The sequence below is a fragment of the Allobosea sp. 05L423 genome (assembly GCF_056397745.1).
This window is the reverse complement of the sequence record NZ_JBFTOA010000001.1, coordinates 328,793-341,339: the sequence shown is the minus strand read 5'-3', so window position 1 is coordinate 341,339 and position 12,547 is coordinate 328,793. Positions and strand designations below refer to the sequence as shown.

The window sequence follows — 12,547 nt, the reverse complement described above, 5'->3', positions numbered from 1 at the left end:
GGCCGGCGTCAAGCTGGGAAAGCCGCCAGGAAATCGAGCCCTCATCTTGAGGAGCAGCCAAAGGCTGCGTCTCGAAGGATGTTCCAGAGGGTTCCGGAGCCTCCCGAAGCGCCCTTCGAGACGCCATTCCTGACGGAACGGCTCCTCAGGACGAGGGCTCGCGTGAGAAGAAGCAAGCCCGGAACCTGCACGATAGCCGTCAGTTGCGCGCCGTGATGGTGCGCACCTTGGCGCAATAGGTGCGGTTGGCGCCGCTCATCCGGGTCGCCATGTGGCCGCTCTGATATTTCATGATGGTGCGGCAGGTGTCGCCGCCGGCAAGCTTGTAGGCCAGCGCCAGATATTTCATGCCGTAGCGGGCATTGGTCTCGGCATCGAGCAGGCCGCTGGCCCCGCCCGAATAGCCCATGCCGCGGGCGGTCTGGTGGCGGATCTGCATCAGGCCGAGATTTCCGGCATGCGAGGCGCGCGGATTGTAGCGACTCTCGACCCGCACCACCGCATCGGCCAGCGAGAACGGCACGCCGTTGGCTGCTGCATGGCGCGCGACGATGGCCTTGATTCCCTCGGGCCCGGCCGGAGCGGCCGGCGAATGACTTGCGCGAGGCTCGGCCTTCTCTGTCTCGGCATCGGCAGCACGCGCCGCTTCGGCCCTGGCCATCCGCGCCGCCTTGCGCCCGCCCCTGGCGCCCGCCTTCGTGGCGGCCGCACCAACCTGCTCGCCCTGCGCATCCTCGGCCTTCTCGCGGGCGATCTGCGCCTCGCGAACGATGAAGGCTCTGGCGTCCGTTTCCGCGTTCACGAATTCCTCCGCCGAAGCCAAGCCGGAGAGGCTAATCAGGCACACAGCCGCGAGACCACCAGAGATATACCGCATGTTGAACTGAACCCACCTTACGCCACGACTGGCCAATGGGGGCGTTCAATTGATGGTCGAATATGTCGATAATCTGTCCATTAATTAAGAAAAACATGCAATTCAATACATAAACAGGAATTTATTCTATATTTATCTATTTAGTATTTTTATGTATTGAGTCGCCTTGAAAACTTAGCCGGCCCGGCGTCCATAAGAACGAATCAAGCAGGCATCCGAACCGCCCCATTGCCGCCCCATTCCCGGCCGGCGGAACTTTTTTGGCGCGTCAGGCCGCCGCAGCCGCGCCCCTTGCATCAGTGCGGCGGCTCCCCACATCATTCGCCCTTCGGATTCACCAGGGTCATTGCGTTCATGGCTTCCTCTTTCTGGGGTGCACTCGGCGGCGGCGGGCTCGGGCTCGTTCTGGGCGGCCCCCTCGGCGCCCTGCTCGGTGCGGTTGCGGGCCATGTGCTGGTCGATCGCGAGGGGGCGCCTTTCGGCCCGGCGCCGCGCGAGCTCGTCTTCACCACCGGTCTGGTCGCGCTCGCCGCCAAGATGGCGCGCTCGGACGGCGTCGTGACCTGCGACGAGGTCACCGCCTTCCGCCGCATCATCGAGGTTCCGCCGGAACAGCAGCAGCGCATCGAGCATCTGTTCGACCTCGCCAAGCAGACCAGCGCCGGCTTCGAGGCCTATGCCGCGCAGATCGCGGGCGCCTTCAGGGACGAACCCGCACTGCTGGAGGATGTCCTCGACGGGCTCTTCCTGATCGCCGCGGCCGACGGCGCGATCCATGAGGCGGAGCATGCCTATCTGTGCTCGGTCGCCGGCATCTTTGGCATCGAGGAGCGCGATTTCGCTCGGATCGAAGCGCGCCACGTCCGGCGCGCGGATGATCCCTATCTCGTCCTCGGTGCCAGCCGCGAGATGGACGATGCCGAGCTGAAGCGGCACTATCGTCGCCTCGTCGCCGAGACCCATCCCGACCGCGAGATCGCCCGCGGCCTCCCCGAGGAGGCGATCGCCATCGCAACGAAGCGGCTCTCGGCGATCAACGCAGCCTGGGACGCGATCCGGAAGGAACGCGGAATGAGCCGCAACCTCACGCCCGAACCCGCTTGAGCGTTGCTCCTTTTGGAAAACGTGCCGTCATCCCGGACAGGCAGCGAAGCAGCGCCGACCCGGGGTCCATGCCGCCCCCCACGAATGCTCCTGCATGAACCCCGGGTCTTCCTTCGGTCGCCGGGGATGACGGCGTGGTTCGACCGCCATTGTCTCACGCGCTAAAGCCAGGCCCATGACCGACTCAGCAACCCCCGACAGCCGCTTCGCTGCCAAGGTCTTTCCCTCCCCCAATCACGGCGAGCGCAAGCAGCGCGACGGCGCGCCTGGCCGCCGGCCGGACATACTGATCCTGCACTACACCGGCATGCCGGTTGCCGGCGAAGCGCTGCAGTGGCTGTGCAACCCGGTCTCGCAGGTCTCCTCGCATTATTTCGTCTTCGAGAACGGCCACACGCTACAGCTCGTGCCGGAAGGCCGTCGCGCCTGGCATGCTGGCGCCTCGCACTGGGCCGGCGAGACCGACCTCAACTCCTGCTCGATCGGCATCGAGATCGCCAACCCCGGCCATCCCGGCGGCCTCCCCGATTATCCCGAGGAGCAGATCGTCGCGACGCTGAACCTCTGCCGCGACATCTGCGAGCGCTGGGCCATTTCCCCCGAACGCGTGCTCGCCCATTCCGACATCGCGCCGGGGCGCAAGATCGATCCCGGCGAGAAATTCCCGTGGCGGCGCTTCGCCGAGGCCGGCGTCGGCCTGTGGAGCGAGCCTGCCCCGATCCGGGGCGGGCGCTTCTTCGCCCGCGGCGAGAGCGGCCAGCCGGTCGAGGCACTGCAGGCGATGTTCGCCATGCTCGGCTATGGCGTCGCGGTCGACGGCATCTTCGACGAGAAGCTCGAAGCCGTCGTCGCCGCCTTCCAGCGCCACTGGCGGCCGGAGAAGGTCGACGGCGTCGCCGATTCCTCGACGATCACGACGTTGCGAGACCTGCTCGCTGCAACGCAGGGCGCCCGCACGGCCTGAGCGGTGGCTAACCCAAAGATTGCAGGAAGTTAACTCGCCGGCCGATCCGCTTTCTGGCACAGTCGCCGCCAACTGCGCTCGCGCGCAGGCGGGATGGGGAAGCGACCTTGCGCAAATGGCTGATCGGAACGGGGCTCGTCGTGCTCGCAGCAGCCGGCGGCTACTGGGCTTTGCGCCCGGCCGGCGGGGCCGCCAATGAACCACCCTATCGCACCGCAGCGCTCGATCGGGGCCGCATTACCGCCGCAGTGCGCGCCACCGGCACACTGACGCCGGTCACCACCGTCCTCGTCGGTTCCCAGCTTTCCGGCCAGATCGTCGAGATCCTCGTCGACTACAATTCGCAGGTAAAGGCCGGGCAGATCGTTGCTCGCCTCAACAGCGACCAGATCAAGACGCGACGCGACGCGGCACAGTCGGATCTCGAGCAGGCCAGAGCCGATCTCACCGTCAAGCGCGCCCAGCTCGACCGCGCCCGCACCGCCCGGATCAAGGCCGATTCGGTCATCCGCGATCTCGAAGCCCAGCGCGACCGCACCGCCGCCCAACTCGCCGACGCCAAGCGCACCTTCGAGCGCCAGGAGCAGCTCTTCAACCGCAGCACCGGCTCGCAGCAGAATCTCGACACCGCGCGCACGCAGGTCGAGATCCAGACCGCGACGCTCGCCTCGAACGAGGCCCAGCTCGCCTCGGCCCGCGCCGAGCTCAAGGGGCTCGATGCAGACATTCAGCTCGCCGAAGGCCAGGTCCAGTCCGGCACCGCCCTGATCGGCAGCCGCGAGGCCAAGCTGAAGGACATCCTGATCGATCTCGAGCGCACGGATATCCGCTCGCCGGTCGATGGCGTCGTGGTGCAGCGCCAGGTCGATCTCGGCCAGACGGTCGCCGCCTCGCTCTCGACGCCGACGCTGTTCCAGATCGCACAGGACCTGAGGACCATCGACATCTACGCCAATATCGACGAAGCCGATGTCGGCCGGCTGAGGCCGAGACAGCCGGTCTCCTTCACCGTCAACGCCTATCCCAACCGGACCTTCCAGGGACGGGTCGAGATGGTTCGCCTCGGCGCCCAGACCATCCAGAACGTCGTGACCTATACCGGCGTCGTGCGGGTCGAGAACCGCGACATGGCGCTTCTGCCGGGCATGACCGCCAATCTTCAGGTCGTGACCGAAGACCGCTCCGAAGCGCTGCGCGTGCCCAATGCCGCGCTGCGTTTCCGCCCCGCCGGCGCCGCGCTCGCGCCATCCGCTCCCTCCGGCGCCGGTCCCGCTTCCGATGGCTCGGCGAGCGAGCGCGGCCCGCGCGCCGCTGCGGCCTTGCGTGAGCGGATCGAGACCGAGCTGCAGCCGACGGCGGAGCAGAAGCAGGCGATCGCCGAAATCCTGAAGGAGCGCCGCGGCAGTCGCGAGGCGATGGCCGGCCTCTCGCCGGAGGAGCGCCGCGCCGCCATCCGCACGGCGCGCAACGAGCTCGTCGCCAAGATCGGCGCGGTTCTCGACCCCGAGCGCCGCGCCAAGTTCGAGGCGATCATGCAGGAAGGACGCGCCGCCCCGCCCCAGGGCGTTCCGGGACGCATCTATGTGCTCGACGACGCCGGCCAGCCCAAGCCGGTGCCGGTCATGCTCGGGCCGACCGACGGCGCCTTCACCGAGCTTCTCGGCGGCGAGGTCAAGGACGGCATGCAGATCGTGACCGGGGGCGGCCCACGCGCCACGGCGGCACCCGAACCGCCCGCCTCCCGCCCGCGCGGGCCGCGGCTGTTCTGATGACAGCCCGCGATCACATGTGTAGCCCGCGTCCTGAGGAGCCGCGCAGCGGCGTCTCGAAGGATGGTCGGGGTGTTTCCGGAAACATCTGGAACATCCTTCGAGACGCGCCTGCGGCTCGCCTCGGGACGAGCACTGAGTGTAGGCGTCGATCGGAGCACGCACCATGCCCCTGATCGAAACCCGCGACCTTTCCCGTGTCTACGATCTCGATTCCGGCCGCGTCACGGCGCTGGACCGGGTCTCGCTCACGATCGAGGCCGGCGACCTCGTCGCCGTGATGGGGCCATCCGGCTCGGGCAAGTCGACCTTCATGAACCTGATCGGCTGCCTCGACCGGCCGAGCGCCGGCCATTACGTGCTCGACGGCGTCGCGGTCGAGACGCTGTCGAGCGATGGCCTGGCCGAGCTGCGCAACCGCAAGCTCGGCTTCGTCTTCCAGCAATTCAACCTGCTGCCGCGCATCGATGCCTGTGCCAATGTCGAACTGCCGATGGTTTATGCCGGCGTGGCGCGGGCCGAGCGGCGCCGGCGCGCGCTTGCGGCGCTCGGGCGTGTCGGCCTGGCCGAGCGCGCCCATCACCGCCCGATGCAGCTCTCCGGTGGCCAGCAGCAGCGCGTCGCCATTGCGCGCGCACTGGTCAACCAGCCGCGCCTCCTGCTCGCCGACGAGCCCACCGGCGCGCTCGACAGCCGTACTGCGCTCGAAATCCTCGCGCTCTTCCAGGATCTGAACCGCGAAGGCGTCACCGTTGTCCTCGTCACGCATGACGCCGAGGTCGCCCGCCATGCGCGCCGGCTGATCCGCTTTCGCGACGGACATCTGCTCAGCGATATCAGGCAGGAGCCGGCCGACGCTCGCACTGCGCTGGAAGCGCTCGATGCCGGCGTCGCCTTGCCTGAGATGGATTTGCCGGAGGCCGCCGCATGAGTCTCGTCGAAGCCCTCCGCTCGGCCCTCTCCGCAATCGGCGCCAATGCGCTGCGCTCGGCGCTGACGATGCTCGGCATCATCATCGGCGTCGCAGCCGTCATCGCCATGGTCGCGATCGGCTCCGGCGCGCGCGAGCGCGTCACCGGACAGATCAAGTCGCTCGGCGCCAATCTCGCGATCATCCAGTCCGGCAACGTCACCCAGGGCGGCGTGCGCCTCGGCGCCGGCGCCTCCTCGACGCTGACCGACGAGGACGCCGCCGCGATCCTGAAGGAAGTCGAGGACACCACCGCCGCCGCGCCCGTCATCGTCACCCGCGCCCAGGCGGTCTATGCCGGCACCAACTGGTCGACGCAGATCACCGCGACCAATCTCGATTTCTTCGCCGCCCGCGAATGGGATCTCGCCGACGGCCGGCTGTTCGAGCCCGAGGAACTGCGCAAGGGCGAGATCGTCGCGGTCATCGGCCAGACCGTGGCGCGCAATCTCTTCGGCGAGGAGAACCCGCTCGACCAGCAGTTCCGCATCCGCAACGTGCCCTTCAAGGTCATCGGCGTGATGGCACCCAAGGGCCAGTCGGCGCTGGGGCAGGACCAGGATGACGTCATCTTCGTGCCGCTCGATACCGGCCGGCGCCGCATCGTCGGCCGCAACTATGCCCGCGACCGCTCGGTGCAGAGCATCATGGTGAAGTTCGCGAACGAGGAGGCGATCAATCCCGGCATCGCCGAGGTCACCGCCCTGCTGCGCCAGCGCCACCGGTTGATGGAGGATCAGGACGACGACTTCATCGTCCGCAACCTCACCGAGATCGCCAACACCGCGACAGCCGCCGCAACCACCCTGTCCTGGCTGCTCGCGGCAGTGGCCGCCGTCTCGCTGCTGGTCGGCGGCATCGGCATCATGAACATCATGCTGGTCTCGGTGACCGAGCGCACCCGCGAGATCGGCCTCAGGCTTGCGGTCGGGGCTCGCCAGAGCGCGGTGCTGATCCAGTTCCTGATCGAGGCGACCACGCTCGCGACCATCGGCGGCGCGGCCGGCGTGGCGCTCGGCATTGCGGCCGCGCTCACCATCGCCCATGTCGCCGGCTGGCCCTCGGTGATCTCGATCGAGACGATCCTGATCGCGGTCGGCGTCTCCGGGCTGATCGGCGTCTTCTTCGGCTTCTACCCGGCGCAGCGGGCCGCAAGGCTCGATCCGATCGAGGCGTTGCGGCGCGAATGAAATTCCAGCCGCCGCGCATGTAACGCAAAGGTCCCTTAACGGACCGGGCTTAGGGTTGCCACATCGGCACAGGAGGGGCGTCTTGAACAGCCAGCAGCTCATCGCGGCGACCCGTCCCCTCTATGATCGCGCCGCCGCCACGGCCTCCATCGGCGCCTGGGAATGCAACCTCTCCAATGAATCGCTGAGCTGGACCGACGGCGTCTACGACCTCTTCGGCCTGAAGCGCGGCTCGGCCATCTACCGGAGCGCGACCCTGGACCTCTACGAGGACCAGTCGCGCCGCGACATGAACCGGCTGCGCAGCACTGCCATCCGCACCGGTCAGGGCTTCGCGCTGGACTGCCGGATCAAGGCAGCGACGGGCGAGAGGCGCTGGATGCGTCTTGTCGTCGGCGTCGGCCATCAGCATGGCCGACCGCTCCGCATCTTCGGCTCCAAGCAGGACGTCACCGCCGAAAAGGGGCTCTGGACCGAGCTTGCCGGCATGGCGCGCAGCGAACCGCTCACCGGCCATGCCCTGCCGCACAGCTTCGCCGACACGCTACGGCAGATCAGGCACGACCGGCGCTCCGGTCCCGACCGCTTCGCCCTCGCGATCTTCCAGATCGACCGTTTCCAGAACCTGGTCGAAGATTTCGGCAAGGCGGCGAGCGATACGCTCACGCGCGGCATCGCCGAGCGGCTGAAGCGGCTCTTCCCCGATGCGCTGGCGATCGATCCGGCGGGACCTGGCGCCTTCGCCCTGCTGCTGCAAATGCCCGGTGACCGGCACTATCTGGGCACCGTGCTCGACGGCACACGCCGCCTGCTCTGCCGCCCGGTCTCGCACGGCGCGCTCGTGCTCGATTTCAAGCTGTCGATCGGCGCCGCGCTGGTGATGGCGGACCGCTTTCGCCAGCAGCAGGAAATCCTCGCCGAGGCGGAAGCCGCACTCCATGTCGCCGGCATGGCTGGGGGCGACTGCGTCCGCGTCTTCGACGGGCCGGTCACCGCAATCCGCTCCAGGGCCGCCTCGGCCTGATCGGAGCTTCGTCGCGGCTCAGCTGGCGTCCGCCTCCGCCAACGCCCGGATGAACACGATCTGCCCGTCGATCGACCGGCCCATCTCGCGCCAGCCATGGCGCCGATAGAAGCGCTCGGCCCGCGTACCCGATCCCGTCGTCAGCCACGCCTGCGCATGCCCTGCCGCCCTCAATTCGGCGAGCGCCGCGTCCAGCAGCGCCCGGCCATGGCCGCGCCCCTCATGCGCGGGGTCGACGAACAGAGCCCAGACCAGACCGCTCTGATGGTTGGCACAGGTGAAGGCCACGATCTCGCCCGCCTCCTCCGCAACCAGGAAGATGGCGTGTTCGCGATACCAGTCGACTTCTTCGGGCGTCACCAGCGAGGGATCGCTGAGGACGTTCTCGCGCACGCCCATGCGGATGGCATGGATGCGCGCGTGGTCGGCAAGGGTCGCTTTCCGGATCACCGAGCCCCCGCCTCAGCGCTTGCGGACGAATTCGGTGCGCAGCACGAGGCCTTTGATCGCGTCGTGGCGGCAGTCGATCTCTTCAGGATTGTCGGTCAGCCGGATCGAKCGGATCACCGTGCCCTGCTTCAGGGTCTGGCCGGCACCTTTGACCTTCAGATCCTTGATCAGCACGACGGAATCGCCATCCGCCAGAACATTTCCGGCGGAATCACGCACTTCGACGTGCGCCGCGGCGGCAGCGGCCGCCGCCGCCTCGGAAGCAGGGCGCCACTCGCCCGTCGCCTCGTCATAGACGTAGTTGTCGTTGTCGTCGGTCATGACCGCTCAGTCCGCCATAGGGATGCCGGACAGCCCGGCCCCGCTCGGTTATACGAGCCGGGCCGGAAATTCAACAAACTCCATCTGTAGAAATAAAGAGCCGCCGCCCTGGCCGCCCCTGCCCTACTCCGCCGCCTGAAGCCGATAGGCGGCGGTATCGTAGTTGAGGATCGGCGCGAGCCAGCGCTCGACCTCCTCGATGCTCATCCCCTTGCGCGCCGCATAATCCTCGGCCTGATCGCGCTCGACCTTGGCGACGCCGAAGTAATAGGCGTCGGGGTGGGCGAGATAGAGCCCGGAGACCGAGGAGCCCGGCCACATCGCATAGCTCTCGGTCAGCTTCACGCCGACGCGCCGCTCCGCCTCCAGCAGCCGGAAGAGCGTCTCCTTCTCGGTGTGGTCGGGCTGGGCCGGATAGCCGGGCGCCGGGCGGATGCCGCGATACTCCTCGCGGATGAGATCCTCGTTGCTGAACGCCTCGTCCGGCGCGTAGCCCCAGAACTCCTTGCGCACGAGCTGGTGCATGCGCTCGGCGAAGGCTTCCGCGAAGCGGTCGGCCAGGGCCTTGACCATGATCGAGCGGTAGTCGTCGTTGTCGCGCGCGAACTTCTCGGAGATGCGCTCCTCCTCCGCGCCGGCCGTGACGACGAAGCTCCCGATATAGTCGGGCGCTCCGCCTTCCGGCGCAACGAAGTCGGAGAGGCACATGTTCGGCTTGCCGTCGCGCTTGGAGAGCTGCTGGCGCAGGCCGTGGAAGGTTGCGAGCGTCTCCTGCCGGCTCTCGCCGGTATAGAGGCGGATGTCGTCGCCGACGGCATTGGCCGGCCAGAAGCCGATCACCGCCTTCGGGTTGAACCAGCGCTCCTCGACGACGCGCTTCAGCATCGCCTGCGCATCTTCCCAGAGCGCGCGCGCCGCCTCGCCCTGCTTCTCGTCCTCCAGGATCGCCGGGAAGCGGCCCTTCAGCTCCCAGGTCTGGAAGAACGGCGTCCAGTCGATCACCGGCACGAGGTCGGCGATGTCGTAGGTCCGGAAGACGCGCGTGCCGAGGAAGCTCGGCTTCGGCGGCACGTAGCTGGCCCAATCCGGCTTGAAGGCGTTGGCGCGGGCCTTGGCCAGCGGCAGGCGCTGCTTGTCCGCCTCCGAGCGGCGATGCGCGTCGGCGACCTTGGCGTACTCGGCCTTGAGCCCATCGACATAGGCCGGCTTCTGGTCCTGCGAGAGCAGGTTCGAAACAACGCCGACCGCGCGCGAGGCGTCGGTGACATAGACCGTCTGGCCCTTCTCATAGGCCGGATGGATCTTCACCGCCGTATGCACGCGGCTCGTCGTCGCCCCGCCGATCAGGAGCGGGATGTCGAAGCCTTCGCGCTCCATCTCGGAGGCGACCGTCACCATCTCGTCGAGCGAGGGCGTGATCAGGCCGGAGAGGCCGATGATGTCGACCTTCTCCTTGCGCGCCGTCTCCAGGATCTTCTGCGTCGGCACCATCACGCCGAGGTCGATCACCTCGTAATTGTTGCACTGGAGCACGACGCCGACGATGTTCTTGCCGATGTCGTGGACATCGCCCTTCACCGTCGCCATCAGCACCTTGCCGGCAGCGGCGCGCTCGGAGCCGCCGTTGAGGCGCTTCTCCTCCTCCATGAAGGGCATGAGATAGGCGACAGCCTGCTTCATCACGCGAGCGGACTTCACCACCTGCGGCAGGAACATCTTGCCCGCGCCGAACAGGTCGCCGACCACGTTCATGCCGGCCATCAGCGGTCCCTCGATGACGTGCAGCGGCTTCTCCGCCTTCAGGCGGGCTTCTTCCGTATCGACATCGATGAATTCGGTGATGCCGGCGACCAGCGCATGCTCCAGCCGCTTCTCGACCGGGAGTTCGCGCCAGGCGAGATCCTTGCCTGATGCTGCCACAGAACCATCGCCCTTGAAGCGCGGCGCGGCCTCCAGCAGCCGTTCGGTCGAATCCTTGCGGCGGTTGAGAACGACGTCTTCGCAGAGCTCCCGCAGCTCGGGATCGAGATCGTCGTAAGAGCCGAGCTGGCCGGCATTGACGATGCCCATGTCCATCCCCGCCTTGATGGCGTGGTAGAGGAACACGGAGTGCATGGCTTCACGCACCTTCTCGTTGCCTCGGAAGGAGAACGAGAGGTTCGACACGCCACCCGAGATATGGGCATGCGGCAGCGTCTCGCGGATCGCGCGGGTCGCGTCGATGAAGTCGTTGCCGTAGTTGTCGTGCTCCTCGATGCCCGTCGCCACCGCGAAGATGTTCGGGTCGAAGATGATGTCTTCAGCCGGGAAGCCGGCCTTCTCGGTCAGCAGCTTATAGGCCCGCGTGCAGATCTCGATCTTGCGGGCATAGGTATCGGCCTGCCCGGTCTCGTCGAAGGCCATCACGACCACAGCCGCGCCGTACTGCCGGCAGATGCGGGCATGCTCGAGGAACGCCTCCTCGCCCTCCTTCATCGAGATGGAGTTGACGATCGGCTTGCCCTGGATCGTCTTGAGGCCCGCCTCGATCACCGGGAACTTCGAGGAGTCCACCATGATCGGCACGCGCGAGATGTCGGGCTCGGAGGCGATCAGGTTGAGGAACTCGGTCATCGCCTTCTCGGAATCGAGCAGGCCCTCGTCCATGTTGATGTCGATGACCTGCGCGCCGTTGGCGACCTGGTCGCGCGCCACATCAAGCGCCGCGGCATAGTCGCCGGCGGTGATCAGCTTCCGGAACTTGGCCGAGCCGGTGACATTGGTGCGCTCGCCCACGTTGACGAAGGGGATGGTCTCGTCGAGCGTGAAGGGCTCCAACCCCGCAAGGCGCAGATAGGGCTTCGTCTCGGGAATCTGGCGCGGCGCCTTGCCGGCCACCGCCTGCGCGATCGCTTCGATATGCCCCGGCGTGGTGCCGCAGCAGCCGCCGACGACATTGACGAAGCCGGCATCGGCGAACTCCGCCAGCATCTTGGCGGTCGCCTCGGGCCGTTCGTCATAGAGGCCGAATTCGTTGGGCAGGCCGGCATTCGGATAGGCGCAGATCAGCGTGTCGGCGACACGGGACATATCCTTGATATGCGCCCGCATCTCGCGCGCGCCGAGCGCGCAGTTGAGGCCGACGGTCAGCGGCGCGGCGTGGCGCACGGCATTCCAGAAGGCCTCGACCGTCTGGCCGGAGAGCGTGCGGCCCGAAAGGTCGGTGATCGTGCCGGAGATCATCACCGGCAGGCGGATGCCCTTGGCGCGGAACACCTCCTCGATCGCGACGATCGCGGCCTTGGCGTTGAGCGTGTCGAAGATCGTCTCGATCAGCAGCAGCTCGGAACCGCCATCGATCAGCCCCCTCACCTGCTCGGCATAGGATTCGCGGACCTGATCGAAGGTGACGGCACGGAAGCCGGGATTGTTGACATCGGGCGAGATCGAGAGCGTGCGGTTGGTCGGGCCGATGGCACCCGCGACATAGCGGCGGCGCCCGTCCTCCTTCTGTGCGATCAGCGCGGCCTCGCGGGCAATGCGCGAGCACTCGACGTTCAGCTCATGGACATACGCCTCCATGCCGTAATCGGCCTGGGCAATCGAAGTGCCGGAGAAGGTGTTGGTCTCGACGATATCGGCGCCCGCCCGGAAATAGGCGAGGTGGATGTCGCGCAACGCATCGGGCTGCGTCAGCGCGATGATGTCGTTGTTGCCCTTGAGGTCGTGGTTGAAGCCCTTGAAGCGCTCGCCGCGGAAATCCGCTTCCGAGAGCTTGAGGTCCTGGATCTGCGTGCCCATCGCGCCGTCGAGCACGAGGATGCGCTCGCGCGCGGCCTGGCGGAGCGAGCGCTCGATCTCGGCGCCATCGACGGGAGCGGGAATGAAGTCGGACATCA

10 protein-coding genes are annotated in these 12,547 nt (G+C 67.2%); 6 read left to right on the top strand and 4 right to left on the bottom strand.

Annotated elements, in window-relative coordinates; genetic code table 11:
- Window positions 1-199: 199 nt before the first annotated feature.
- The gene (locus AC1DNE_RS01685; RefSeq protein ID WP_441469709.1) at window positions 200-802 is read right to left on the bottom strand and encodes a lytic transglycosylase domain-containing protein; all 603 of its coding nucleotides are present in this window, start codon (window positions 800-802) and stop codon (window positions 200-202) included.
- 429 nt (window positions 803-1,231) lie between these two features.
- Between AC1DNE_RS01685 and AC1DNE_RS01680 the strand changes: the two genes are divergently transcribed.
- The 6 genes from AC1DNE_RS01680 (at window position 1,232) to AC1DNE_RS01655 (ending at window position 7,898) form a co-directional block, all read left to right on the top strand.
- Window positions 1,232-1,981, top strand: a complete 750-nt coding sequence (locus tag AC1DNE_RS01680) for a TerB family tellurite resistance protein (protein WP_441469710.1) — start codon at window positions 1,232-1,234, stop codon at window positions 1,979-1,981.
- Between the two features lie 175 nt (window positions 1,982-2,156).
- Complete coding sequence (locus AC1DNE_RS01675) at window positions 2,157-2,945, top strand: N-acetylmuramoyl-L-alanine amidase (protein ID WP_441469711.1); 789 nt, start codon at window positions 2,157-2,159, stop codon at window positions 2,943-2,945.
- A gap of 107 nt (window positions 2,946-3,052) precedes the next feature.
- Window positions 3,053-4,714, top strand: coding sequence for an efflux RND transporter periplasmic adaptor subunit (locus AC1DNE_RS01670; RefSeq protein WP_441469712.1), 1,662 nt, complete (start codon window positions 3,053-3,055; stop codon window positions 4,712-4,714).
- Between the two features lie 166 nt (window positions 4,715-4,880).
- Window positions 4,881-5,645 carry an ABC transporter ATP-binding protein gene (locus AC1DNE_RS01665; protein WP_441469713.1) on the top strand — a complete coding sequence of 255 codons (765 nt, stop codon included), beginning with the start codon at window positions 4,881-4,883 and terminating at the stop codon, window positions 5,643-5,645.
- Window positions 5,642-6,874: an ABC transporter permease gene (locus tag AC1DNE_RS01660; RefSeq protein ID WP_441469714.1), complete on the top strand. Its 1,233-nt coding sequence runs from the start codon at window positions 5,642-5,644 to the stop codon at window positions 6,872-6,874. The genes AC1DNE_RS01665 and AC1DNE_RS01660 overlap by 4 nt, the downstream gene beginning before the upstream one ends.
- 82 nt (window positions 6,875-6,956) lie before the next feature.
- Window positions 6,957-7,898: a sensor domain-containing diguanylate cyclase gene (locus AC1DNE_RS01655; protein WP_476766272.1), complete on the top strand. Its 942-nt coding sequence runs from the start codon at window positions 6,957-6,959 to the stop codon at window positions 7,896-7,898.
- A gap of 18 nt (window positions 7,899-7,916) precedes the next feature.
- On the opposite strand, the gene AC1DNE_RS01650 is transcribed toward AC1DNE_RS01655, so the two are convergent.
- From AC1DNE_RS01650 to metH, 3 genes are all read right to left on the bottom strand, one after another.
- Complete coding sequence (locus AC1DNE_RS01650; protein WP_476840896.1) at window positions 7,917-8,348, bottom strand: N-acetyltransferase family protein; 432 nt, start codon at window positions 8,346-8,348, stop codon at window positions 7,917-7,919.
- A gap of 12 nt (window positions 8,349-8,360) precedes the next feature.
- Window positions 8,361-8,669: an alkylphosphonate utilization protein gene (locus AC1DNE_RS01645; RefSeq protein WP_441469717.1), complete on the bottom strand. Its 309-nt coding sequence runs from the start codon at window positions 8,667-8,669 to the stop codon at window positions 8,361-8,363.
- 123 nt (window positions 8,670-8,792) lie between these two features.
- A complete protein-coding gene (metH, locus tag AC1DNE_RS01640) occupies window positions 8,793-12,545 on the bottom strand; it encodes a methionine synthase (protein ID WP_476840895.1) in 3,753 nt (1,250 codons plus the stop codon).
- Window positions 12,546-12,547: the final 2 nt, after the last annotated feature.

Bases quoted from the DNA above. Each gene is read 5' to 3' on its own strand.
- metH (WP_476840895.1), bottom strand. From the start codon at position 12,545: ATGTCCGACTTCATTCCCGCTCCCGTCGATGGCGCCGAGATCGAGCGC.
- AC1DNE_RS01680 (WP_441469710.1), top strand. From the start codon at position 1,232: ATGGCTTCCTCTTTCTGGGGTGCACTCGGCGGCGGCGGGCTCGGGCTC.
- AC1DNE_RS01675 (WP_441469711.1), top strand. From the start codon at position 2,157: ATGACCGACTCAGCAACCCCCGACAGCCGCTTCGCTGCCAAGGTCTTT.
- AC1DNE_RS01665 (WP_441469713.1), top strand. From the start codon at position 4,881: ATGCCCCTGATCGAAACCCGCGACCTTTCCCGTGTCTACGATCTCGAT.
- AC1DNE_RS01660 (WP_441469714.1), top strand. From the start codon at position 5,642: ATGAGTCTCGTCGAAGCCCTCCGCTCGGCCCTCTCCGCAATCGGCGCC.